25 protein-coding genes and 1 other RNA gene are annotated in these 23,781 nt (G+C 38.4%); 15 read left to right on the top strand and 11 right to left on the bottom strand.

The window, feature by feature from the left end; genetic code table 11:
* Positions 1 to 112 precede the first annotated feature (112 nt).
* Together glnG and glnL are read right to left on the bottom strand one after the other, a co-directional pair.
* Entirely contained in the window at positions 113 to 1,615 is a 1,503-nt protein-coding gene (gene glnG / locus F4V57_RS05360) for a nitrogen regulation protein NR(I) (protein ID WP_070068935.1), read from the bottom strand.
* Positions 1,612 to 2,715 (bottom strand): nitrogen regulation protein NR(II), encoded by a 1,104-nt coding sequence (gene glnL, locus F4V57_RS05355; RefSeq protein ID WP_070068936.1) that lies wholly within the window; start codon positions 2,713 to 2,715, stop codon positions 1,612 to 1,614. The genes glnG and glnL overlap by 4 nt, the downstream gene beginning before the upstream one ends.
* 358 nt (positions 2,716 to 3,073) lie before the next feature.
* Here glnL and rimO point away from each other — a divergent pair, with 358 nt between their 5' ends.
* The 12 genes from rimO to lpxA all read left to right on the top strand — a co-directional run bounded on the left by rimO (position 3,074) and on the right by lpxA (position 15,357).
* Positions 3,074 to 4,417: a 30S ribosomal protein S12 methylthiotransferase RimO gene (gene rimO / locus F4V57_RS05350; RefSeq protein WP_070068937.1), complete on the top strand. Its 1,344-nt coding sequence runs from the start codon at positions 3,074 to 3,076 to the stop codon at positions 4,415 to 4,417.
* A 45-nt stretch (positions 4,418 to 4,462) separates the two neighbouring features.
* A complete protein-coding gene (gene pyrH, locus F4V57_RS05345) occupies positions 4,463 to 5,188 on the top strand; it encodes a UMP kinase (protein WP_070068938.1) in 726 nt (241 codons plus the stop codon).
* A 66-nt stretch (positions 5,189 to 5,254) separates the two neighbouring features.
* Entirely contained in the window at positions 5,255 to 5,809 is a 555-nt protein-coding gene (gene frr / locus F4V57_RS05340; RefSeq protein WP_070068939.1) for a ribosome recycling factor, read from the top strand.
* Between the two features lie 4 nt (positions 5,810 to 5,813).
* Positions 5,814 to 6,566 (top strand): polyprenyl diphosphate synthase, encoded by a 753-nt coding sequence (gene uppS / locus F4V57_RS05335; protein WP_081409149.1) that lies wholly within the window; start codon positions 5,814 to 5,816, stop codon positions 6,564 to 6,566.
* 4 nt (positions 6,567 to 6,570) lie between these two features.
* Entirely contained in the window at positions 6,571 to 7,401 is an 831-nt protein-coding gene (locus F4V57_RS05330) for a phosphatidate cytidylyltransferase (RefSeq protein WP_070068941.1), read from the top strand.
* A complete protein-coding gene (ispC, locus tag F4V57_RS05325) occupies positions 7,401 to 8,606 on the top strand; it encodes a 1-deoxy-D-xylulose-5-phosphate reductoisomerase (RefSeq protein ID WP_070068942.1) in 1,206 nt (401 codons plus the stop codon). Before F4V57_RS05330 ends, ispC begins: the two co-directional genes overlap by 1 nt.
* The gene (gene rseP / locus F4V57_RS05320) at positions 8,606 to 9,961 is read left to right on the top strand and encodes an RIP metalloprotease RseP (RefSeq protein ID WP_070068943.1); all 1,356 of its coding nucleotides are present in this window, start codon (positions 8,606 to 8,608) and stop codon (positions 9,959 to 9,961) included. The genes ispC and rseP overlap by 1 nt, the downstream gene beginning before the upstream one ends.
* Before the next feature lie 41 nt (positions 9,962 to 10,002).
* Positions 10,003 to 12,450: an outer membrane protein assembly factor BamA gene (bamA, locus tag F4V57_RS05315; RefSeq protein WP_070068944.1), complete on the top strand. Its 2,448-nt coding sequence runs from the start codon at positions 10,003 to 10,005 to the stop codon at positions 12,448 to 12,450.
* Positions 12,451 to 12,494: 44 nt separating this feature from the next.
* Complete coding sequence (locus F4V57_RS05310) at positions 12,495 to 13,001, top strand: OmpH family outer membrane protein (protein ID WP_141729208.1); 507 nt, start codon at positions 12,495 to 12,497, stop codon at positions 12,999 to 13,001.
* Between the two features lie 6 nt (positions 13,002 to 13,007).
* A complete protein-coding gene (gene lpxD / locus F4V57_RS05305) occupies positions 13,008 to 14,081 on the top strand; it encodes a UDP-3-O-(3-hydroxymyristoyl)glucosamine N-acyltransferase (protein ID WP_070068946.1) in 1,074 nt (357 codons plus the stop codon).
* Between the two features lie 2 nt (positions 14,082 to 14,083).
* Positions 14,084 to 14,572: a 3-hydroxyacyl-ACP dehydratase FabZ gene (gene fabZ / locus F4V57_RS05300; RefSeq protein WP_070068947.1), complete on the top strand. Its 489-nt coding sequence runs from the start codon at positions 14,084 to 14,086 to the stop codon at positions 14,570 to 14,572.
* Entirely contained in the window at positions 14,569 to 15,357 is a 789-nt protein-coding gene (gene lpxA, locus F4V57_RS05295) for an acyl-ACP--UDP-N-acetylglucosamine O-acyltransferase (RefSeq protein WP_070068948.1), read from the top strand. Before fabZ ends, lpxA begins: the two co-directional genes overlap by 4 nt.
* A 60-nt stretch (positions 15,358 to 15,417) precedes the next feature.
* On the opposite strand, the gene bamD is transcribed toward lpxA, so the two are convergent.
* Positions 15,418 to 16,230 (bottom strand): outer membrane protein assembly factor BamD, encoded by an 813-nt coding sequence (gene bamD, locus F4V57_RS05290; protein ID WP_070068949.1) that lies wholly within the window; start codon positions 16,228 to 16,230, stop codon positions 15,418 to 15,420.
* A gap of 197 nt (positions 16,231 to 16,427) precedes the next feature.
* Here bamD and ffs point away from each other — a divergent pair.
* Positions 16,428 to 16,524, top strand: an RNA gene (gene ffs, locus F4V57_RS05285) — signal recognition particle sRNA small type.
* Positions 16,525 to 16,561: 37 nt separating this feature from the next.
* On the opposite strand, the gene F4V57_RS05280 is transcribed toward ffs, so the two are convergent.
* The 4 genes from F4V57_RS05280 to F4V57_RS05265 form a co-directional block, all read right to left on the bottom strand.
* Positions 16,562 to 17,047, bottom strand: coding sequence for a regulatory protein RecX (locus F4V57_RS05280; protein WP_406564512.1), 486 nt, complete (start codon positions 17,045 to 17,047; stop codon positions 16,562 to 16,564).
* A 47-nt stretch (positions 17,048 to 17,094) separates the two neighbouring features.
* Positions 17,095 to 18,144, bottom strand: a complete 1,050-nt coding sequence (recA, locus tag F4V57_RS05275) for a recombinase RecA (protein WP_070068951.1) — start codon at positions 18,142 to 18,144, stop codon at positions 17,095 to 17,097.
* A 161-nt stretch (positions 18,145 to 18,305) separates the two neighbouring features.
* Entirely contained in the window at positions 18,306 to 18,737 is a 432-nt protein-coding gene (locus F4V57_RS05270) for an RNA-binding S4 domain-containing protein (protein ID WP_070068952.1), read from the bottom strand.
* Positions 18,737 to 19,444, bottom strand: coding sequence for an HAD hydrolase-like protein (locus tag F4V57_RS05265; protein WP_070068953.1), 708 nt, complete (start codon positions 19,442 to 19,444; stop codon positions 18,737 to 18,739). The genes F4V57_RS05270 and F4V57_RS05265 overlap by 1 nt, the downstream gene beginning before the upstream one ends.
* 20 nt (positions 19,445 to 19,464) lie before the next feature.
* Here F4V57_RS05265 and F4V57_RS05260 point away from each other — a divergent pair, with 20 nt between their 5' ends.
* On the top strand, positions 19,465 to 20,337 hold the full coding sequence (locus F4V57_RS05260; protein WP_070068954.1) for a 3'(2'),5'-bisphosphate nucleotidase CysQ family protein: 873 nt from the start codon (positions 19,465 to 19,467) through the stop codon (positions 20,335 to 20,337).
* Between the two features lie 85 nt (positions 20,338 to 20,422).
* Complete coding sequence (locus F4V57_RS05255) at positions 20,423 to 21,160, top strand: phosphoglycerate mutase family protein (RefSeq protein ID WP_070068979.1); 738 nt, start codon at positions 20,423 to 20,425, stop codon at positions 21,158 to 21,160.
* A gap of 84 nt (positions 21,161 to 21,244) precedes the next feature.
* On the opposite strand, the gene rpsT is transcribed toward F4V57_RS05255, so the two are convergent.
* The 4 genes from rpsT to F4V57_RS05235 all read right to left on the bottom strand — a co-directional run bounded on the left by rpsT (position 21,245) and on the right by F4V57_RS05235 (position 23,745).
* On the bottom strand, positions 21,245 to 21,514 hold the full coding sequence (gene rpsT / locus F4V57_RS05250; protein WP_070068955.1) for a 30S ribosomal protein S20: 270 nt from the start codon (positions 21,512 to 21,514) through the stop codon (positions 21,245 to 21,247).
* A 132-nt stretch (positions 21,515 to 21,646) separates the two neighbouring features.
* Positions 21,647 to 22,384 (bottom strand): hydroxyacylglutathione hydrolase, encoded by a 738-nt coding sequence (gene gloB / locus F4V57_RS05245; RefSeq protein ID WP_070068956.1) that lies wholly within the window; start codon positions 22,382 to 22,384, stop codon positions 21,647 to 21,649.
* Positions 22,385 to 22,400: 16 nt separating this feature from the next.
* Positions 22,401 to 23,099, bottom strand: a complete 699-nt coding sequence (locus tag F4V57_RS05240; RefSeq protein ID WP_070068957.1) for a putative quorum-sensing-regulated virulence factor — start codon at positions 23,097 to 23,099, stop codon at positions 22,401 to 22,403.
* A gap of 22 nt (positions 23,100 to 23,121) precedes the next feature.
* On the bottom strand, positions 23,122 to 23,745 hold the full coding sequence (locus F4V57_RS05235; protein WP_070068958.1) for a rhomboid family intramembrane serine protease: 624 nt from the start codon (positions 23,743 to 23,745) through the stop codon (positions 23,122 to 23,124).
* Between the last annotated feature and the right edge of the window lie 36 nt (positions 23,746 to 23,781).

The raw sequence follows: 23,781 nt of genomic DNA, 5'->3' as shown, positions 1-23,781 counted from the left end.
TAAAGCTGCTGAATATGGATAATCAAATACTCAGCAGCTTTTATGGAAAATGATAGTAAGTGGCTATTATTTTTCCTTGAGATATGTTGATATCTTAAGGTTTATTTAAGCGTTACTCTTCATCGTCGTCCGTTGAATCCATTCCTAATTCTTTCAGCTTACGAGTAAGCGTATTGCGTCCCCAGCCTAATAATTCGGCAGCATGACGTTTTCTGCCTTTAGTTTGAGCAAGTGCAGCCTGAATTAGGGTTCGTTCAAACATTGGCGTAGCGATGTCAAGAATCTTCATTTCTCCATTTTGCAGTTTTTCGACAGCCCATTGCTCTAGTAATTCATCCCATGCAGATACCGTGAAGTGTGCTGTTGAGTTAGGCGTAGTTGATGTTGTATTGTGACTGATTGCTGATATGGCGGGTGTTATCGTTGAAGTTTTTTCTTCAATTGGAATTTGCTTTAATTCGCTAGGCAAGTCATCTGGATAAATGTCTCGACCAGTAATCATAACAGTTAACCAACGACAAGTATTTTCCAATTGTCTGACATTCCCAGGCCATGGTAATTGCTGTAGATATGTTACTGTTTCAGATTTTAAGATTTTGGGACTAACAGCAAGTTCTTTGGCGGCTTGAGCAAGAAAATGCTGCGCAAGCATTGGAATATCCTCATTGCGATGAGCAAGTTTTGGAATATGAATGCGAATAACATTGAGGCGATGATATAAATCTTCACGGAACTTGCCTGCATGAACTAGTTTTTCCAAATCCTGATGTGTTGCAGCTACGATACGTACATTGACTTTAACCGGAATATGTCCACCTACACGATAGAATTCACCATCGGCCAGCACACGCAGTAGACGAGTTTGTGTTTCAAAGGGCATATCGCCAATTTCATCTAAAAATAAGGTGCCGCCATTGGCTTGTTCAAAGCGCCCTTGACGTTGTGTATTGGCACCGGTAAATGCTCCTTTCTCGTGACCAAAAAGTTCGGTTTCAATCAAATCTTTTGGAATGGCTGCCATATTTAATGCAATAAATGGTTTATTGCTACGTGGCGAGTGGCGGTGTAGCGCATGCGCAACCAATTCTTTACCTGTACCGGATTCACCATTAATTAATACGGTAATGTGAGATTGTGATAAACGACCAATTGCCCGAAAAACTTCTTGCATTGCTGGAGATTCACCAATGATTTCAGTGGAAGGTAAAGCGATACTGGTTTTGGTGTTTTCTTGCTGCTGTAGTTTGGTAATGTGTAAGATTGCACGATTGACCAGTGCCAATGCTTCATCAATATCAAATGGTTTTGGTAAATATTCAAATGCACCAGTTTGATAACTGGAAACAGCAGATTCTAAATCCGAATGTGCAGTCATGATGATTACAGGTAATTCAGGATAGCTACTTTTAACTCTAGATAAAAAGTTTAAGCCATCCATACCCGGCATACGAATATCAGTTAAAATGACATCAGGTTGATTGGTAAGTAACAAATCCAGCGCACTTTGTGCTTCTTCAAAACTTGTGACATCAAAACCTTCTTCCTTAAACGTTTTTTCCAGAACCCAGCGCATGGCCCGGTCATCATCAATTACCCAGATTTTATTACGTGTCACGATTTATTCTCCCAAGGTAAATATAAGCTAAAAATGGTGCGGCCAACTTCTGAATTACATTCAATCATTCCCTGATGTTGGCGCATAATATTCTGTGCAATACTTAATCCTAAACCAGTGCCATTGGCTCGCCCAGTGACCATTGGATAAAATACTGATTCAATAATTTCAGGTGGAATTCCGGGGCCATTATCTTCAATATCAACACGTACAGCACTACGATGATGAACGCCCTGAATCGTAACCAGACGCTGAATTCTGGTTCTGAAAATCAGTTGTGGTTTTTTATCCACATAAAATGCTTTGTTTTCAGTCATGGCTTGTACTGCATTCACACTGATATTTAGGATTACCTGAATCAGTTGATCACGATCTGCAATAATATCGGGTAAAGATAAATCATAATCCCGAAGTACTGGAATTTTATTTTTGGTTTGACTCAGAACCAGTGAGCGCACACGTTCTAGTGGTTCATGAATATTGACAGGTTCATAACTTGGTAGCTGACGTGAACCCAGCATGGTATCGGCAAGATTACGCAAACGATCCACTTCATTGATAATAATTTCGGTGTATTCATTAATATGTGGATCTTTGACATTGCGTGCCAGTAATTGAGTTGCACCCCGAATACCGCCAAGAGGATTTTTAATTTCGTGGGCCATGCTTCGGATTAATTGGCGGGCAACTTGATGTTGTTGATCCTGTAAATCATCTTTGGAAATTCTTAATAAACGATCAATTGATTGGAATTCAATCAGTAGTAATGGGTCTGGATGTTGGGCAGAAGTAGGCAATAAGGATACTGTGTAATCAACATATCGATCCTTTAGACCAATACTGAGTAGCGCTTCTCGATGCGTATAGGGCTGATAGGTGTGTAATGTCTTTTTTAATGCTTCAGTAAAGGTAAAGTGGCTGTCATTTAGCTCGATAAATTGTGCAATTGGCTGTAAATGAATTCTTAAATAGCTAATTTCAAAAAGGGTTTCACAAGATGAATTCATGTAATGTACTGTGAGATCACCATTAACAATCAGTACGGCTGTTGCTAAATGATCAATCATCATTTTATAGTCGATATTGGTGCGCACATTCATAGAGCATTATATCCAAGTGTAAAAATAGCGCATAATTATTAATCTGTTCAAAATGGAACCATGATGTCATTTAAGAATGGATATTTTTCTGCAAAAATTAAGCCAACTTATAAATGATGGTTCATATTTGCACTAAAACAAATCATATCTCGATGTTATTGATATTTTTGATTCAGTACAGTGATAAACATATTTTAAAGGAAAGGGTATTATATTTTAAAATGCACTAATTTGGTTCATTATTTTTATTGGATTAATGGTTTGCACCAAAATAATGCAATCATTCATCTGCATGGGTTGACTATTTTTCTCTGTTAAAACGCCTTACAATATGCGGATTATTTCGGAGTGTGTGTGAATGAAGTCCCCCAAAGTTGGTTTTGTTTCTTTAGGTTGCCCAAAGGCACTGGTTGATTCTGAGCGTATTTTAACACAGTTGAAAACTGAAGGTTATCAGGTTGCACAGGATTATGACGGTGCTGATCTTGTCGTGGTCAATACTTGTGGTTTTATTGAATCTGCCGTACAAGAGTCTTTGGATGCCATCGGAGAGGCAATTAATGAAAATGGCAAAGTCATTGTGACCGGCTGTTTGGGAAAAGATGAAAATAAAATACGTCAGATGCACCCGAATGTTTTAAAAGTTACAGGTGCTGCGGCTTATCAAGATGTCATGGAAGCAGTGCATGAGTATGTGCCACCACCACCAAAACATAATCCATTTATTGATCTGGTTCCAGAACAGGGCATTCGCCTGACCCCAAAACATTATGCCTATTTAAAAATTTCTGAAGGCTGTAATCACCGCTGTACATTTTGTATTATTCCAAGTTTGCGTGGTGACTTGGTTTCTCGCCCGATTGGGAATGTCATGAATGAGGCACAAGCTTTAAAACGTGCCGGAGTAAAAGAATTACTGGTGATTTCTCAGGATACTTCTGCTTATGGCGTAGATACCAAATATAAGTTGGATTTCTGGAATGGCCAACCTTTAAAAACCAAATTCTTGGATTTATGTGAAGCTTTGGGGCAATTGGGGATTTGGGTACGTTTACATTACGTTTATCCTTATCCACATGTTGATGCTGCAATTGAACTTATGGCGCAAGGGAAAATATTGCCATATCTGGATATTCCTTTTCAGCATGCCAGCCCGAATGTATTAAAATTAATGAAACGACCTGCGCACAGTGAAAATACCTTAGCGCGTCTTAAAGCATGGCGTGAAAAATGTCCTGAATTGGTTATCCGCTCAACCTTTGTGGTTGGTTTTCCGGGTGAAACAGAACAGGATTTTGAATATTTATTAGAATGGCTAAAAGAGGCACAACTGGATCGTGTGGGTTGTTTTACTTATTCACCTGTAGAAGGTGCAACGGCCAATGATTTACCAGATCCGGTTCCGGAAGAAATTAAACAGCAGCGATTCGACCGCTTTATGCAAGTACAGCAGGAAATTTCATCAGCAAAATTACAACAACGTATCGGTCAAACCATGACTGTATTGGTAGATGAGCTAGAGTTGGATTATCCTGTTGCAGTAGCTCGTTCCTATGCTGATGCACCAGAAATTGATGGCAATGTTTTTGTTGAAGATATTGACCGTAATCTTATTAAATCAGGTGATTTACTCGAAGTTGAAATCACAGATGCTGATGAATATGACTTATTTGCCAAATTAATTCGTGTACAGAATGCTTAATTCTGTACATCATAAATCAGATTAAAATATCTCTTGGAGTTGAATATGAGCGAAAAAAGCCCTCGCTACTCACGTATCTTGCTTAAATTATCTGGTGAAGCCTTATCTGGTAATCGTGAAATGGGGATTGATGCAACAGTCCTTGATCAAATGTCTTTAGCAATTGCCCATCTGGTAGGTTTAGGCGTACAAGTTGGCATTGTTGTGGGTGGTGGTAACTTATATCGTGGTAGCCAATTGCAAAAAGATGGTCTGGTTGGTCGTGTAACCGGTGATCAGATGGGAATGCTAGCCACAGTAATGAATGGTTTGGCAATGCGCGATGCATTGGTCCGTCGTAATATCAAAACTCGGTTAATGTCTGCATTGGAAATTGGTACAGTGGTTGAACCTTATTCAAGTCGTGATGCCATTCGGCACTTAAACAATGGTGAGGTTTGTGTATTTGTTGCAGGTACAGGTAATCCATTCTTTACTACAGACACGGCAGCATGTTTACGCGGTATCGAAATTGAAGCTAAATTGATTTTAAAAGCCACTAAAGTGGATGGTGTCTATAATAAAGATCCAAATAAATATGATGATGCTGTGAAATATGATCATTTAACATTCGATCAAGTGCTTGATGAAAAACTTGGTGTGATGGATTTAACGGCAATTTGTTTGTGTCGTGACCATAATGTTCCGTTACAAGTCTTTGATATGAATAAGAATGGTTCGTTATTGTCAGTTGTTATGGGCGAAAATGAAGGTACTCGCGTCAGTAATTAATGGCGCATTTTGTACAAAAGCATTTTATAATAGACAAATTTTTTGAAAACCAATACGGAATGATCCATGATTAATGATCTGAAAAAAGATGGCGAACAACGTATGCAAAAAAGCCTTGAGTCTTTAGAACAGGGTTTTGCCAAAGTACGTACAGGTCGTGCGCATCCTTCTATGCTAAATGGTGTAATGGTTCCTTATTATGGTTCAGATGTGCCTCTGAATCAGGTTGCCAATATCGGCGTGGAAGATTCCCGCACATTGATTGTACAACCTTTTGAGCGCACTATGGTTTCTGCCATTGATAAAGCCATTCGTGAAGGTGATCTTGGCTTAAACCCAATCACAGCAGATGCGATTCGAGTACCATTGCCAGCATTGACAGAAGAAACACGTCGTAATATGCAAAAATTGGCACGTTCTGAAGCTGAAAATGCCAAGGTTGCTATCCGTAATATTCGTCGTGATATTTTAGGTGATATCAAAGATTTATTGAAAGAAAAAGAAATTTCTGAAGATGATGAGCGCCGTGCAGGTGATGAAATTCAGAAATTAACTGATAGATTTATTGCGGAAATTGATAAACGTTTGGCAGCAAAAGAAGCTGAGTTGCTGCAGGTATAATGCATTGACTCAACAACTTCATCAGCTTCCCAGGCATGTTGCCATCATCATGGATGGCAACAATCGTTACGGTAAAAAAAATCACCTTGCTACGGGTGAAGGTCATCGTGTCGGTAAAAATCAACTTGATCCGATTGTTGAGCATTGTCGTGAAATTGGCATAGAAGCATTAACAGTCTTTGCCTTTTCCAGTGAAAACTGGAATCGCCCTGAGCAGGAAGTGGCATTACTTATGGTGTTGCTTGAGGAGGCGATTCATGAACAAATGCCTCGAATGGAAAAATATAATATTGCCTTGCGTTTTATTGGCGATCGCAGCAAAGTATCTGCTAAGTTACGGCAATTAATGCTCGAAGCTGAGCAAACAACAGCACATCATACTGCCATGACATTAACCATTGCCATGAGCTATGGTGGGATGTGGGACATTGCTCAGGCTGCCCAGCAAATTGCAATCAAAGTGCAGGCAGGTCTAGTTCAGCCGGATCAAATTGATGCAAATTTATTTAATCATTACACTTGTTTGAGTGATTTGCCACCTGTAGATGTACTAATACGCACGGGTGGGGATTATCGCTTATCTAATTTCCTGATCTGGCAATCTGCTTACGCAGAACTATTTTTTACCGAAACTTTATGGCCGGATTTTACGATTCGGGAGTTTGATCAGATTTTACAATCTTTTGCGCATCGAGAGCGCCGATTCGGGAAAACTTCTGAACAGGTGCAAAGCCTGAAAACCATGCAAGAGAATTAAAACTATGTTAGAGCGTATAGTGACTGCATTGGTGCTGGTTGCGGTAGTACTGGGTTGTATGTTTGCAACGACATCTTATTATCCGATGCTGGGACTTATGACGCTTGCTGCACTTGGTGCAGGTTATGAATGGTCAAAATTAATGCCTCATTCAGAAAATAAACCATTTAAATTAACTGTTGCTTGGGCTTGGGGATTATTCAATGCCATATTTACCCTAATTTCTTTTTATCTTATTAAAGATTTATGGATTTTATTCTGGTTGGCATCAATTGCAGTTTGGCTGGTCAGTATTTATTGGGTGAAACGTTACCCTGAATATGACGGTTGGTACAATACTACGCTATATGGTTTGGGTTCATTGTTGATCGTGTCTGCGGTCACAGCCATTTTTTCACTGTGGAAATTATCGCCATGGTGGTTGATGTATGTATTTTTATTGGTGTGGGGTGCAGATAGTGGTGCATACTTTGTTGGACGTAAGTTTGGTATGCGTAAATTGGCACCGTTAGTCAGTCCAAACAAATCGATTGAAGGTTTGGTTGGCGGATTGATGACTTCTAGTTTGATTATTCTGGTGGTTGCTTTTAGTTTTCTGGATTTACATGTCCTGCCATTTTTATGTTTTATGTTATTGTCATTGATTACAGTCATTGCTTCAGTACAAGGCGATTTGGTGGAATCAATGATTAAGCGCCGTGCAGGTATTAAAGATTCCGGACGTATATTACCAGGACATGGTGGTGTACTGGATCGTGTAGATTCTTTACTTGCCGCAGCACCTATTTTTGCAGCAGGCATGTATCTATTTAAAGTATTAGGATTTGATATTTAATGAAACAGTTAGTTGCGATTTTGGGTGCGACCGGTTCAATTGGACAAAGTACACTTAGAATATTGGAGCAACATCCGGAAATATATCAATTGTATGCGGTATCCGGTTATCAGCATATTGCAGAACTTATAGACATTTGTTTGCAGTTTTCCCCAAAGATTGTTGCATTGCCACAAGCAAAACAACAAGAATTCTTACAGCTTGCGCAACAAAAAAAACTAACGCCTGTTCCTGAACTGGTTTTTGATGAAGCTGGTTTGATTGAAATTGCTTCAGCAACAGAAGTAAATGTTGTTATGGCTGCTATTGTTGGTGCTGCGGGGCTGCAACCTACACTTGCCGCGATTCGAGCAGGTAAACGTGTTTTGCTTGCCAATAAAGAAGCATTGGTGATGTCAGGCGACATTATGTTGGCAGAAGCAAAGCAACATCATGCGTTATTATTACCTGTCGATTCAGAACATAATGCAATTTTTCAATGTTTGCCAGAGCAATATTTTGATTATCGTCAGGCAGATAAGACACCACAATTGGGTGTTGCGCAAATTTTATTAACAGCATCTGGTGGCCCTTTTCTAAATTTTACGCAAGAGCAACTTGACTGTGTAACACCAGTGCAGGCTTGTAAACATCCAAACTGGTCGATGGGACGTAAAATTTCTGTTGATTCGGCAACTTTGATGAATAAAGGATTAGAGCTCATCGAAGCTTGTCATTTATTTTCAATATCAGAACATTTTGTTACAGTTGTTATTCATCCACAAAGTATCATTCACTCTATGGTGCAGTACATTGATGGCTCTACGCTCGCACAAATGGGCAATCCTGATATGTGTACACCAATTGCTCATGCTTTGGCGTGGCCAAAAAGAATTTCAACTCATGTACAGGCTTTGAATTTGTTCGATATTCAGCAACTGGATTTTTATCCACCAGATATAGAGCGTTTTCCTGCATTAACATTGGCACGTCAGGCGATGAGAACAGGTGGTACGGCTCCAGCGATTTTAAATGCTGCTAATGAGGTTGCAGTTGCAGCTTTTTTGACAGATCAAATCAGCTTTATGGACATTACCAGAATTGTGGCGGATACGTTGGATAAAACGACAATTGCTTTGGCACATGATCTGCAAGGTATTTTACAGGCTGATCAGATTGCACGACAAACTGCCAAGCAATGGATTACACAATACGGGGTACAGTGATGAATATTCTATTTATTATTGTTGCAGCAATATTATTGTTGGGTCCTTTAATTGCCATTCATGAATTTGGTCATTATTGGGTTGCACGTCGTATGGGTGTCAAAGTATTAGTCTATTCCATTGGTTTTGGACCAAAAATATTTCAATGGACATCCAAAAAATCTGGTATTCAATATCGTCTTGCGGCTTTACCTTTTGGTGGTTATGTCCGAATGTTGGATGAGCGGGAAGGCAATGTTCCCGAAGATCAGTTACATTTGGCCTTTAATCGACAATCGGTATGGAAAAGGTTTGCGATTGTTGCTGCAGGTCCATTGATTAATTTATTACTTGCGGTGATTCTGTTCTGGATTTTATATTTACCTGCCAGTGAGCAATTAAATACTCGAATTGGTAAAGTTATTCCGCAAACACCGGCAGCGCAAGTGGATTTACGTGTAGGGGATAAAATTACTGCCATAGATCAACAGGCCACACCAACTTGGGAAAAATTAAATTATACCTTGCTGGAACGTATGGGCGAAACTGGTACGGTAACTGTAGAAGTAGATCGTGCAGGGCAAATATTACAGAAACAATTACCGATTAAAAATTTTATTCAGGATCAAAACCAATCAGCATTGCAAAGTTTAGGTTTTATGCCTTATCAGCCTAAAATTAAACCAATTATTGGGCAGATTAATGCAGATGGTGCAGCAGCCAGACAGGGCATGAAAGTTGGTGATGAGATTGGGGCAATTAATGGGCAAGCTGTCAATGACTGGCTAGATGCAGTTGAAATTATACGTAAATCTCCTGAAAAATTATTATCTTTTACGATATTACGTCAGGGACAAATATATACACTGGAGATTATGCCTCAAGCCAAAAAAGATTCTATGGGTAATGTAACTGGTATGATTGGTGCAGGGATTCAGGCAGAAAAATTTAAAATTCCAAGTGAATATGCTTTGACGGTAAAATATACGCCATTGGAAGCCTTCTCATTAGCAATTGATAAAACATGGCAATTGTCAACCATGACTGTCAATGGTATTGTCAAAATGATTCGTGGTTTAATTGGTTTGGATAATATTTCTGGCCCAATTACCATTGCCAAAGTTGCAGGTCAAAGTGCAGAAATGGGATGGCAAACTTTTTTATCTTTTATGGCACTCATGAGCGTAAGTCTTGGTGTGTTAAATTTGTTACCAATTCCTATGCTAGATGGTGGACATCTAGTATATTACCTGATTGAAGCATTGCGTGGACGCCCTGTATCGGAGCAAGTTCAGCTTTTTGGGCTAAAAATAGGTATGGCGCTACTTGGAACAATGATGCTATTAGCTTTATTTAACGATATTATGCGTTTTTAAAGTATTTTGACCAAATTATTGAAAAACTGGAAATGAACAACATGCGGCACAACCCTCTTTTTATGCCTTTAGCTTTAGTCAGTGCAATGGCGATCGTTCAGACTGCACATGCCGAAAGTTTTCAAGTAAGTGATATTCGTGTTGAAGGCTTAGTGCGTTTAACCCCAGCCAATGTTTATGGTCTTATTCCAATCAGTGCTGGAGATCAAGCAAGTGATGCTTCTATTGCGAATGCAATTAAAGCTTTATATGACTCTGGTAATTTTGATGATGTACAATCTTACCAACAAGGCAATACACTTTTATTTAAAGTTATTGAACGTCCGATCATTGCAAGTGTAGAGCTAGATGGAAATAAGTTAATTCCAAAAGAAGCTTTACTTGATGGCCTAAAAAAAATGGGTATTGCTGAGGGTGAGGTATTAAAAAAAGCCACATTACAAAATGTTGAAAATGAATTAGAACAACAATATTCACAGCAAGGTCGTTACAACGCAAATATTACTGTTGAAACAACGCCTCGTCCAAATAACCGCGTTGCAGTCAAATTGAAATTTGATGAGGGTAAGGCAGCAAAAGTTGTCAGTATTAATGTGATTGGTAATCATGTTTTTAGTGATAAAGACATCGAACGTGCCTTTGCCGTAAAAGAAAGCTCATGGTCATCAATTGTGACACGCAATGACCGTTATGCTAAAGAAAAAATGAGTGCAAGTTTAGAAGCCTTGCGTGCCATGTATTTAAACGATGGTTACATTAACTTTACGGTTAATAGTTCACAGTTAAATTTAAGTGAAGATAAACAGCACATCTTTATTGAAGTAAATGTGGATGAAGGCGAAAAATTTAATTTTGGTGAAACCAAGTTTCTAGGTGATGCCTTATTCGAAAATAAAGATCTACAAGCACTGCAAATATATAAGAATGGCGAAACCTATTCTCAAGCGAAGGTCAACGCACTAAAACAACAATTGCTACGTAAATTTGGTAATGCAGGTTATTACTTTGCTGAAGTAAATGTAGTACCTGAAATTAATGCAGAAACTAAAACAGTTAATCTGAATTATTATATTAATCCTGGCCAGAAAGTAACGGTACGCCGTATTAACTTCTCTGGTAACAGCAAAACCAATGATGCGGTGCTGCGTCGTGAAATGCGTCAAATGGAAGGTGCATTGGCAAGCAATGAAAAAATTGATTTGTCAAAAGTACGTCTAGAGCGGACAGGTTATTTTAAAACAGTAGATATCAAGCCTGTCCGAGTTCCAAGTTCACCTGATCAGGTGGATCTGGATGTCAAGGTTGAAGAGCAGCATTCGGGAACCAGTACTATTGCAGTAGGGTACTCACAAAGTTATGGTGTAACTTATCAATTGGGTTTAAGCCAAAATAACTTTATGGGAACGGGTAATAAATTTAATATTGATTTAAGCCGTTCATCCTACTACGACTCCTACAATATTGGCGTATATGACCCATACTGGACAATTGATGGTGTAAGCCGTGGTTATAATGTTTACTACCGTAAAACCAAACTGGATGATGACTATAACGTTAGTAACTATTATACAGACTCTATTGGTGCAAACGTTACTTTTGGTTATCCCTTAGATGAAAATCAGAGTATTAGTGCAACAGTTGGCGTTGATAAGACTAAGGTAACCACAGGTCCTTATGCATCATCTCTGGTTGTAGATTATTTGCGTGATCATGGAACGAATCGTAAAGAATCAACGGGAAGCTGGTGTCCAAGTGCAAATTATGATACCGATTCTGATAGTGATGGTACTAATGATAGTTGTAGCGATGCAGCATTGGTGACATATCCTGATGGTGTATCAAGTGAATTTTTATCTTATAACTTGAGTTTGGCATGGGCTTATAATTCACTAAACCGCCCAATGTTTCCAACCAAAGGTTTTTATAACAAAGTCAATTTAGACATTGCATTACCAGGTAGTGATCAGGAATACCAAAAAATTACCTATGATGCACAAGCTTACTTCCCAATAGGTAAAGGTTTTGTTGTGCATGGCTACGGTAAACTTGGTTATGGTAATGATTTACCATTCTTTAAAAACTTTTTTGCTGGTGGCTGGGGTTCAGTACGTGGGTATGAATCTAATACTTTAGGTCCTAGATATGACTCATATTATTATACTAATGCTGGGCAATCAGATTCCGATCCAGAAGAAACAGGTGGTAATGCTTTGATTCAGGGGGGGGTAGAATTAGTTCTACCTTTACCAAGCAAGAGTGACTGGGCAAGTCAGGTTCGACCTGTAATATTTGCTGAAGGCGGACAGGTCTTTGATACTAAATCAGCAGATTATGATATTGATATGAGTGAGCTACGCTATAGTGTGGGAGTTGGTTTCACTTGGAATACTATGATTGGGCCATTATCACTTAGTTATGCATACCCGCTAAACAAAAAAGATGGCGATGATACACAAAGTGTTCAATTCCAGATTGGTACAACCTTCTAACTGCAATACATCATCACATTTAAAAATTAACCAAGGAGTTTGTTGTGAATAAATTACTTGTATCATCTATGCTAGCAATCGGTTTATCCATGACTACAGCTGCATTTGCAGAAAAATATGCAGTTGTGGATATGCAAAAAGCCGCAACTGACACAAACTATATGAAAGCTCAAAAGGCAAGTCTGGATGCAGCACTTAAGCCGCAACAACAAACACATGAGCGTTTGACCAAAGAAATTACAAGCCTTCAAAATAAAGCGCAAGCTGAAGGTAAAAACATGAAAGAAGCAGACCTACGTAAATTGGAACAAGATTATGCTGCAAAAATGAATGCGTATAATGAAAATGCTGCCAATATGCAAAAACGTGTACAGACTTCTTTGGAAACAATTAATCAGACTTTAGGTCCTAAAATTGAGCAAGTGGTTGAAAACTTGCGTAAACAGGGTGGTTATAGCATGGTGATTGATCGTAAAGCAGTGGTAAGCTATGACCCATCTATTGACCTAACCATGCAAGTCACTCAACAAGTGAATACTGTATTAAAATAAGGTTGTATTGTGAGTTTTAACCTTGCTGATATTTGTCGCCATGTTCAGGGAACTGTACATGGTGACACTGAATTTATTGTCGAACAATTAAAAAGTCTCGAACAAGCTGGCGTGCAGGATATTTCTTTTGTCAATGGTGAAAAATATCTCGATCAGGCTAAAGCATCTCGAGCAGGTGTACTGATCGTATCTTCTGATCTGGTAGATCAATTGAAAGATCAATGTATTGTCCTTGAAGTGAAATCACCTTATTTGGCATTTGCAATACTGACACATTTATTCGCTAAACCGCCATATAACCAGCAGGGTATAGCCAACACTGCCAAAATTCATCCAACAGCAACAATTGGTCAGAATGTAACAATTGGTGATTTTGTTGTGATTGGTGAAGATACTCAAATTGGTGATAATAGCATTATCCACCCATCAGTATTTATTGCTGATCATGTCAAAATTGGTCATTCTGCTTACATTGAAAGCCATGTAACGATTTCTGAGGGTACGGAGATAGGTGATTATGTTAGAATTCATGCCAATACCAGTATTGGTGGGGAAGGTTTTGGTTTTGCTCCGTATCAGGAGCAATGGCATCGTATTGCACAGTTAGGTAAAGTACGTATAGGAAATAAAGTGCGTATTGGTTCAAATTGTAGTATTGATCGAGGTGCTTTGGATGATACGGTCATTGACGATGGCGTAATCATTGATAATCTAGTACAAGTTGCCCATAACGTACAAATCGGTTCACATACTGCGATTGCAGCCAAGACAGGCATTGCTGGCAGTACGAAAATAGGTGCACATTGTATTATTGGCGGTGCATGTGGTATCGCAGGGCATCTAGAAATTACAGATCATGTGCATTTGACCGGAATGTCAATGGTAACTAAATCCATTGATAAATCTGGTTTATATTCTTCTGGTACAGGGTTATTTGATAATCTTAACTGGAGAAAAGCAGTTATCGGATTTAGGCAATTAACAGAAACGCCAATCAATAAACTCGTTAAGCAACTCAATCTTTTGCAAAACCGCATTGAGAAGCTAGAACTTGAAAAACACACTGATACAAAAGATTAAATATGACAGATATACAAACTCAGGATGATTTAATCATTCCACAATTACCAATGAATATTCAGAAAATTCGTGAATATTTACCCCATGCTTATCCATTTTTATTAGTAGATCGGGTCACTGCGATTGAAAATGCTACTAAAATTCAAGGGTATAAGAATGTTAGCATGAATGAGGAGTTTTTTCAGGGGCATTTCCCTGCATATCCAATCATGCCAGGTGTATTGATTATGGAAGCCTTGGCACAACTGTCAGGAATCTTGGGCATGATGATTATTAATAAAAAACCGCAAGATGGTGATACTTTCCTATTTGCAGGTATGGAAAATGTTCGCTTTAAAAAACAGGTTGTACCAGGGGATCAACTTGTTTTAAACTCTGAACTGATTTTAAATCGTCGTGGCGTATTTAAATTTAATGCAACAGCGTGTGTTGATGATAAAGTCGTAGCACAGGCAGAAATTATTTTATCTAGACAAACATTATCTTTATGATCAATATTGAGTTGATTCATCCAACGGCGATTATTCATCCGGATGCACAATTAGCAGCTGATGTACAGGTCGGACCTTATTCAATTATTGGTCCAAATGTTAGCATTGCTGAAGGCACTAAAATTTTCTCCCATGTTGTAATTGCTGAAAATACCCGTATTGGTCGCCATAACGAAATTTTTCAGTTTTGTAGTATTGGTGAGCGTTGTCAGGACTTAAAATATAAAGATGAAGATACTTGGCTGGAAATTGGCGATTACAATTCTATCCGTGAACACAGTACTTTACATCGTGGAACAATACAAGATCAGGGACTAACCCAAGTAGGGAGTCATAACCTATTGATGGTAAATACCCATATTGCACATGATTGTATTATTGGTGATCATAATATTATTGCCAATAATGCCGGCATTGCAGGGCATGTTCATATTGCTGACTATGTCATTATTGGTGGCAATTCAGGTATTCATCAATTTTGCCATATCGACTCTTATAGCATGATTGGTGGTGCATCACTGATTGTGAAAGATGTTCCAGCTTTTGTCATGGCATCGGGTAACCCGGCACATGCTCACGGAATGAATTTTGAAGGTATGCGGCGTAAAGGCTGGACTAAAGAAACAATAGATGGTTTAAAGCAGGCATTTAAGATTCTATATCGTTCCAATGCAACGACTAAAGAAGCCATTGAACAAATTGAACAAGACATTTTGCCAACAGTTCCTGAAGCACAACTATTAATTGATTCACTGAAAAATTCCAAGCGTGGTATAGTCCGTTAGTTTTTTTATATAAAATGATCAATTTCAAAGCCTTTTCATTTATTGAAAAGGCTTTTTGCTTTAAAGATTAATCTCTTTTTTTGCCTTTTGGGCTTCATCACTATTTGGATATTTTTGAATCAGTCTTAGATAATAATCCTTAGCTTCAGGAATGTTGTGAGTAATATTTTTACTGATTTCGCTCAAACGATATAAGGAAATAGGTGCCTTGGAAGATTGGGGATAATTGCCGGCGACAATAGAAAAATTGTCTTTGGCAGCTTTAAAATTGGGTGGAGTAGTTGATAAATGAAATTCTCCTAACCAGTAATATGCATGACTGACATACGGACTGCGAGGATATTGGTTAATGAAATTTTCCATCGGTTTAATGGCTTTTGCTGCGCCGCCTTGTTGGTAGGCTTCATAAGCTAGTTCATAAGCTTCCTGATCATTTTTTGCAGTGTTGGGCTTATTTGTTGTTGCAGTATTGGAACCAATCGGACTTGAAGCTGGCGTTGCATCTGGCTTTTGGTCAGTTTCGGCTGGACCATTGTTTTCATCATCTGTATTTGCTGAATCTGGATCAACTTTTTGATTTAATAATTCTAAACGTTGATCAAGGTCATCATAACGACTTTTTATATCTTGCGTAAGTTGATCAATCTGATTATCTTTTTCTTCTAGTTGACCGCGTAGTTGACGAACTTCTGTTTGTAATTGGTCTACAAGTTGCCGTAACTCCCACAATTGAGAAGGCTGTTGCTGTAGGGGCGTTGTGCCACTATTGTTTTCAGCAATAGGTGTGTTTACAGATAGAGAGCCTTGTTGAATTGGCGCGGCAAAAACAGAACAAGAAAGCAGTGTACAACTTAAAAATGCTATTTTCTTCATAAGAAAAATCAATACTGTTGTGTAACAATGTTAATGATAATGCCAACTCTGATCAGGGATGTAAACTAGAGATTGTTATGGATTTGCTATTGATATTGTGAAAATTGCGGAGAAATTAAACAAGTCTATAATCTCTAATAGAATTTTACTTGCAAGTAATCAAAATTACTCTATAATTTGCATTGCAATGGTAGCCCTGCTGGTGGCTTCGCAATTGTACTCTGTGAACCCCGCCAGGACCGGAAGGTAGCAACGGTAGCAGATCTATGATGTGCCGAAGTATTGCTAGTAGGGTTGCCACCAGTCTTTATAATTACAATAATATTGCGTCTTAATCATTTTCTTTATATTTTACAACTTTCATGATGATATCTATTGCATAACCACGATATTGTAAAAATCGGATTTGTTTTGCCAGTTGTTTTTGATCTTGCGCAATGTTTTCACCAAATTTTTTAATTTTTAATTGTAATGCCTGTTCAAACCAGTCTATTTCTGCCAAATCTGGCTGAGCCAAGTCATGATCAATTTGGTGTTTTTGTAGGCGCTGTTGAATACGTCTAGGGCCACGTCCCTGCCTAATTTCCTGCCTAACTAGCATACCTGCCATACGTGTATCACTTTGATAATTCGCCTGAGATAATTCCTCAAGTAGTAATTTAACTTCGTCAGCATCGGCTGCATATAGCATCAATTTTTGATATAGCTCTGTTTTGGAATACTCTCGTTTTGCCAAAAGTGCAAAAGCAAAAGCACGTAGTTTTTGACCTCGATAAGCAGGTTGAGAGGGTGTAGATTGAGAATGTGATGTCATTATATTCTGGAAAAGCAGCCTGAATAATCTCAGGCTGCAAAGTTTTTTAATTAGTGATTTAAATCAAATGTAGCTTCATTATCTGATTCAGCCATTTGATCTGCCGGAACAACTTTAACTAATGTATTTTGGCGGATAATTCCTTCAATTTCCTGAGCAATCTGTGGATTTTCCTCAAGGAATCGGATGGTATTATTTTTACCTTGACCAATTTTATCGCCTTTATACGAGTACCATGCACCTGCTTTTTGTACAATTTCCTGAGCAACTGCCAAATCAATCACTTCTCCAAGTAGATTGGTACCTTGGCCATATAGAATCTGGAATAGTGCTTCTTTGAATGGTGGCGCCATTTTGTTTTTGACGACTTTGACTTTGGTTTCATTACCAATAATTTCATCACCTTCTTTAACTGCACCAACACGGCGAATATCCAGACGAACAGAAGCATAGAATTTTAAGGCATTACCACCAGTTGTTGTTTCTGGGCTACCAAACATAACACCGATTTTCATACGAATCTGGTTAATGAAAATGACCATACAATTGGATCGTTTGGCATTACCAGTAATTTTTCGTAATGCCTGACTCATTAGTCGGGCTTGAAGTCCCATGTGTGAATCGCCCATTTCACCTTCGATTTCGGCTTTAGGTGTTAAGGCTGCTACGGAGTCGATAACAATCAGATCAATTGCACCTGAACGAACCAACATGTCTGCAATTTCCAAAGCTTGTTCACCATTATCTGGTTGTGAAACTAACAGATTATCGATATCAACACCAAGCTTTTTGGCATATTCTGGATCAAGGGCATGTTCTGCATCTACGAATGCGCAGGTACCACCAGCTTTTTGACATTGTGCAATTGCTTGTAATGTCATTGTGGTTTTACCAGAAGATTCAGGGCCATAAATTTCGATAATACGGCCTTTTGGTAAACCTCCAATCCCAAGAGCAATATCAAGGGTGAGTGAGCCAGTAGAAATTGCTTCTACAGGTTGTACGGTTTCATCACCCAAACGCATAACAGTGTTTTTACCAAATTGTTTTTCAATTTGACTGAGCGCTGCGTTGAGTGCTTTTGCTTTATTATCATCCATCTCAAAACCTCTAAACTGTAAATTGTTAAATTAATGACCAAAGTGGATGCCTTAGTTTGTATTCAGGATCAGGTGATCATTTTGAATGCAAGCATAATGGCAGAATTTGTAGAACAATGCGAGTGTTGTAAAACATGTTTGCGACAGATTGTGTCGTATAATTAATTGGTATAATCAAGCCAGTCATCACTGAAATTATTTTCCTGTTTGAATTTGTTGATCTGACGACGATCCTTTTTATTGGGACGATGATCTGGCCGTGCCAGATTGTTTAATTTACGTTGTGAGCTAATTAACTCTCTGCGGGCAATACTGGTCGGTGTTTCTTCATACAATAATTGTGCTTGTGGCGCACCACCACGTTTGGCAGATAAAGCTTTAATCACAACGGTTTTTTTATCAAAGCCTTGTTGGATAGTGAGTTCCATACCTATTCTAATTTCTTTAGAAACTTTTACTCGCTCACCTTCATGGTGTACTTTGCCACCTTCAATTGCTGTTTTGGCGATTGAACGGGTTTTAAAAAAACGTGCGGCCCATAACCATTTATCGACACGCATACTGTCGTGATTTAAGCTATCTGATGAATTCATCAATGCACATAGTCCTCGTGATGGATAATGATTTGATCAAGTAAGTCTGTCAGTTGTTGCAAGTGTGTAAAGTCAGCATGATATTGGCTTCGAATAGTTGTGGAATCGGGTTGGCTGATGCTCCACAAATGCTTGATGCCAAATTTTTGCGCACTTTCAAGTACAGCATAATTATCATCAATTAAAGCGACATACTGTTGTTCAAATAGATGCATTTGTTGTAGCTGTTGCCAAAATTGAATCTGTTCTTTGGGAAATCCAAGTGATTCACTACTAATGATATGAGAGAAATAAGGGCGCAAAGTAATAGTTTCAAGTTTTAATTGTAAGGTTGCTTCATCTGCATTGGTAACTAACCAGCAATCAAAGCCTTTTTCTTGAAGTGAAGAGAGTAATTCAAAACACTCAGCTCTTGGTTGAATACGTTGTCGGTAATTTTGTTGTAAGGCAAGAACATCAATCCCTAATTGTTGCTGCCAAAATTTGGATGAATACCAGTTTAATTGTCCCTGATGCTTAAGATAAAACTGATACAGTATTTCTTTTGCCTTTATAATTGAGCATTGCTGTTGTTGAGCCCAGAGTTTGGGGACGCATTCTAACCAGATAAAATTATCAAAAGCGAGATCCAGTAAAGTACCATCCATGTCGAAAAATAAAGTTTGAATAGGCTGTGGTGTGCCAACTGAATGACTGAAATTAATCATGATGAACAGGAATAAAAGAGATGTTTATTGAAGTTGCATTACAACAAATGCCGGAAAAATTGCAACAGCTTTGTCAAATTTTACAACGTGCCAGTGAGTTGCTTGAACAAGAATATCAAGACTATATTGCAGGCGCTGCATTTGAAATTCAACAAAAAGCGGATCAATCTCCAGTAACACAAGCAGATTTGAAATGTAATGCAATGATTCAATCGCAATTACAGCACATTACACCGCAATTACCCATTTTATCAGAAGAGGGGGAACATCAATTACGTCATCAATGGTCACAATTCTGGATGTTGGATCCGCTCGATGGTACTAAGGAGTTTTTACATCAAACTGGCGAGTTCACGATTAATTTAAGCTTGATTGATCAAGGAGAATCAGTCATTTCGGCTTTAGCTGTACCGTTACAACATAAAATTTATATTACACAAAAAGACCTATTGCCTTTTCGTTGGCAGTGGCATCAAGAAAAAAAAGTGATTGTGACACAATATCAGCGACAATTCAGGTATCAGGAAACTTTACGTATTGCAATGAGTCGGCGCCCGGAACGTAGTCCGATATATGCCGAGTTTTTAACTTTTCTGGAACAGCATCATATTAATTATCAAAAAATTATGGCAGGTAGTGCTTATAAGTTCTGTATGATGCTGGAAGATCAAATTGATATTTATCCACGTTTTCATCCGACTTGTGAATGGGATACTGCAGCAGGGCAAGGTTTACTGAAAAGTATTGGTGGAGAGGTCTATAGCCTGAAACATCAGCCATTTTATTACAATCAGCGTAAACAACTTCTTAATGGTAATTTTATTGCTTTGCGTTATGCGGATGATTGGCAAAAAATTTCACAATTTATCGCTCTTCTGTCAAGGAACAATTGAGTCGCGGCCAGATCATGTTATAGTCATCAGGTTGAACTGATGAAGTTTTGATACTGTGACTGTGTTAAATCGTTTACCTAAAAGTATGTTGCAGGCAATAGAATTGTTGCCAGTACAAGCAACACCCGTATTATTATTTACCCGCCATTCTTTACGTGAAGTAGTCCGTGGGATTGGTTTGGCTGGTTATGATTTACAACTGACTGATCAAGGTCGAGAGTTGGCTTTTGCATGGGGAGAACATTTAACCCAACAAACCAGTCGCAATATTACCAATTGTATCAGTAGTCCAATTCAGCGTTGCGTTGATACTGCTGAGCTGATGATTATGGGCGCAGATCAGATTAAACAAAATAATACACATAAAATTGATATTGCGCAGGAATCCTTATTGGTTGAGCCAGGTAGCTTTGTCGTGGATATCAAACAGGCAGCCCCTTATTTTAGAGAGCAGGGAGCAGTTGGTTTTATTAATAGCTTTGTACAGAATTGCCTACCGGGGATGAAACATCCAGTGACAGGTGTATTAGATGTTTTGAAGTTATTGTATCAGACCTATCAGGTGGAACAGCAGCACTTAGACCATTGTGGACATCTATCATTAGCTGTAAGTCACGATACGATTCTTGCTGCATTTATTGCGATCATTGCGGGACATCAACAGGTAGAATCAAAAGATTGGCCTGAAATGATGGAAGGAATATTTGTCTGGTTTGAATATGTAGATGCGCCTTTTGAACAAAATATTGTACATTGGATTTGGCGTGGTCAACATCAGCGTCTAGATATTGCTCGATTGATCAAGCATATTGATAAGAAATGAGCAATCATTCGTGGCAAGTTATTTTTATGTGATTAAAAAACCCAACATTGCGTAAACAAGTTGGGTTTTTATTATTGCTTCAAATTAGTTCGCAGCTAATGCTTTAACTTGAGCATTTAAGCGGCTCTTATGGCGAGCAGCTTTATTTTTATGGATGATACCTTTATCAGCCATACGGTCAATGACTGGAACAGCCTTTTGATATGCTTCAGCAGCAACAGCGTGTTCACCAGCAGCAATCGCAGCAACAACACGTTTGATGTAAGTACGAACCATAGAACGCAAACTTGCGTTGTGTTTGCGCGCTTTAAGGTTTTGACGCGCACGTTTTTTAGCCTGAGCAGAGTTTGCCACTCTTGCACTCCTTGAAATCAGTTAGTCTGGGGCGGGCCTTTTTGTTTATACTTCTACAAATTCAAAGCAAAACCAGCCCGTAAACAAGTCGCATATTTTGAAGACATCCGACTCTAATGTCAAGATCAACAGTTAAAATTGATCTTTTAATTGCCTTAGTTTTTGAAACTCCTCTACATTTTGACACCGTAAAAACGGATTGGTTTTTAGTTCTAGTGCAATTTCTGAGGGTAAGGTGATTTGCTTTTGCTGATGCAATTGTTGAACTTGCTTTAAGCGTTGCTGAAGTATCAGATTGTCAGGTTCAATATTAATAGCAAAGTTTGCATTGGCTTCGGTATATTCATGCGCACAGTAAACTTTGGTATAGGCGGGCAGCGCCGCTAAGCGATTCAGAGAATGATACATTTGTGCATAGGTACCTTCAAAAATCCGACCACACCCCATAGCAAACAGTGTATCTCCGCTAAACAATGCATCTAGTTCATCAACAAAAAAGCAAATATGTCCGAGTGTATGGCCTGCTGTTGCAATTACGTCAATTTTTAATCCAGAAAAATAAAATTGATCTTGATCCGTTAAAGTATGATCAAAATATTCAATACAGTCCATCTCTAGTTCAGGTACATAAATTTTTGCCTGAGTTTGCTGGCGTAATTGTGCTAATCCACCAATATGATCATGATGTTTGTGAGTAATCCAGACTTGTTCTAGAATGAGTTGTCGTTGTTGGCAATAATCCAATACCAGATCTGCTTGAGTTGGATCAATGGCAACAGCAGTACGTTGTTGTTCATCAACCAATATCCAGATGTAATTCTGTAATGAATTTCCAACGTCAATCGGCTGTATAGTAAAGCGTTGACTCATTCTTGTTCCCCAATCACTAAAAGGTTTGTTCCAGTGCCTGTTTCAGATATGGATCCAGATTATCCTGACGTAATAACCATTGTACATAATCAATTGGAATATCAGTCAGTGGATAGCCTTTGTATTTTCCAAAAGGCATAAATTGTGGTAGACGTGCCAATTGTGACTGCTGATATAATGCACCAATATTATCAATATTAAGCAAAGTAATAATTTTTTGTAGCAAAATTGCTGTGAGTAAAATATCTGTTTTGGCATTATGTGCATTACGTAGCATTTCCCGGGTTTTTTCAAAATCATCCGAGATAAAGTAGCTTAAACTACTCAGGGAGTGGCTTTCTAGCTGTGGCCATAAATAACGTGCCAATGCTAGAGTACAAATGGGTTTTATATGCTGAATACTTTGACCGCAACGCGCAATCGCCTGTATATCATAATCAATATTATGACCAATCAGGTAAATACAATCCTGCGGTAATCGAAATTGACGGAAACTGGGTTTATTTAATAAGTCCTGCGGTAAAATATGATGTACAGCCATTGATGCAAAATGAATGGATGTATCTGCATCCAGACTATAATATTCATCAAAAATACCTGTTTGATCTGTATGCAGGATTTGTTGCTCTAAGGTTATGGGTAAATACGCAATTTCGATGGGATAACCATTTAAGGTATGCGTTTCGGTATCTAGAATTAAACTAAGACAAGACATGATTTCAACCATTAAAATTAAATTAGTTTAAAAAATTCGGGTGACTTAAACGATATAAGAATACTGAAATAATCCGTGGTTCCAGCAAGATAGTGCAGAGAATGCCGTAAGCTGCTCCCCAAAGATGTGCGCTGTGATTGATTGCTGTATTACCACGTCTGGCTGCCCAGATACTATAAGCAATATATAAAATGGCAAAAATGATGGCAGGCACAGGAATGAAAAATACAAAAATCAGATTCCATGGTTGAAACAAAATAAAGGCAAATAATACTGCTGATACTGCACCAGAAGCACCTAAGCTCATCCATTGTGGATCATCACGATGTTGTAGATAACTCGGTAAAATAGAAACAATCAAGGCGCCAAGATAAAACAAGGCAAATCCCATATTGAATGCATATTGACGATAAAATTGTTCGATGAAACTACCAAAGAAAAATAAGGTAATCATATTAAATAGTAAGTGAAAACCATCAGCATGTACAAAACCATAGGTAATAAAGCGATCAATCTGGCCTTGTCGTATTGCTGGACTCCAAAAAATCAGTCGTCCCATAACTCTTGGTTGACTAAAAGCTACGAGTGAAACGACAACGGTAATAATAATGAGCGAGATGGTATGATTTATCGGTAAATTAAACATGAAATCTTGATCAAGGAATCGAATGAAGTTAATGAT

The sequence above is a fragment of the Acinetobacter qingfengensis genome, from assembly GCF_008693185.1.
GTDB lineage: Bacteria > Pseudomonadota > Gammaproteobacteria > Pseudomonadales > Moraxellaceae > Acinetobacter > Acinetobacter qingfengensis.
This window is presented reverse-complemented; position numbering and strand designations above follow the sequence as displayed.

What these genes read in the sequence shown, in the direction of transcription:
- lpxA (WP_070068948.1), top strand. Translation starts at nt 14,569, where the DNA reads ATGATCAATATTGAGTTGATTCATCCAACGGCGATTATTCATCCGGAT.
- F4V57_RS05240 (WP_070068957.1), bottom strand. Translation starts at nt 23,099, where the DNA reads ATGTCTTGTCTTAGTTTAATTCTAGATACCGAAACGCATACCTTAAAT.
- bamA (WP_070068944.1), top strand. Translation starts at nt 10,003, where the DNA reads ATGCGGCACAACCCTCTTTTTATGCCTTTAGCTTTAGTCAGTGCAATG.
- ispC (WP_070068942.1), top strand. Translation starts at nt 7,401, where the DNA reads ATGAAACAGTTAGTTGCGATTTTGGGTGCGACCGGTTCAATTGGACAA.
- rseP (WP_070068943.1), top strand. Translation starts at nt 8,606, where the DNA reads ATGAATATTCTATTTATTATTGTTGCAGCAATATTATTGTTGGGTCCT.
- fabZ (WP_070068947.1), top strand. Translation starts at nt 14,084, where the DNA reads ATGACAGATATACAAACTCAGGATGATTTAATCATTCCACAATTACCA.
- bamD (WP_070068949.1), bottom strand. Translation starts at nt 16,230, where the DNA reads ATGAAGAAAATAGCATTTTTAAGTTGTACACTGCTTTCTTGTTCTGTT.
- F4V57_RS05330 (WP_070068941.1), top strand. Translation starts at nt 6,571, where the DNA reads ATGTTAGAGCGTATAGTGACTGCATTGGTGCTGGTTGCGGTAGTACTG.
- F4V57_RS05255 (WP_070068979.1), top strand. Translation starts at nt 20,423, where the DNA reads ATGTTGCAGGCAATAGAATTGTTGCCAGTACAAGCAACACCCGTATTA.
- glnL (WP_070068936.1), bottom strand. Translation starts at nt 2,715, where the DNA reads ATGAATGTGCGCACCAATATCGACTATAAAATGATGATTGATCATTTA.
- rimO (WP_070068937.1), top strand. Translation starts at nt 3,074, where the DNA reads ATGAAGTCCCCCAAAGTTGGTTTTGTTTCTTTAGGTTGCCCAAAGGCA.
- F4V57_RS05265 (WP_070068953.1), bottom strand. Translation starts at nt 19,444, where the DNA reads ATGATTAATTTCAGTCATTCAGTTGGCACACCACAGCCTATTCAAACT.
- F4V57_RS05235 (WP_070068958.1), bottom strand. Translation starts at nt 23,745, where the DNA reads ATGTTTAATTTACCGATAAATCATACCATCTCGCTCATTATTATTACC.
- F4V57_RS05270 (WP_070068952.1), bottom strand. Translation starts at nt 18,737, where the DNA reads ATGAATTCATCAGATAGCTTAAATCACGACAGTATGCGTGTCGATAAA.
- pyrH (WP_070068938.1), top strand. Translation starts at nt 4,463, where the DNA reads ATGAGCGAAAAAAGCCCTCGCTACTCACGTATCTTGCTTAAATTATCT.
- gloB (WP_070068956.1), bottom strand. Translation starts at nt 22,384, where the DNA reads ATGAGTCAACGCTTTACTATACAGCCGATTGACGTTGGAAATTCATTA.
- frr (WP_070068939.1), top strand. Translation starts at nt 5,255, where the DNA reads ATGATTAATGATCTGAAAAAAGATGGCGAACAACGTATGCAAAAAAGC.
- recA (WP_070068951.1), bottom strand. Translation starts at nt 18,144, where the DNA reads ATGGATGATAATAAAGCAAAAGCACTCAACGCAGCGCTCAGTCAAATT.
- F4V57_RS05260 (WP_070068954.1), top strand. Translation starts at nt 19,465, where the DNA reads ATGTTTATTGAAGTTGCATTACAACAAATGCCGGAAAAATTGCAACAG.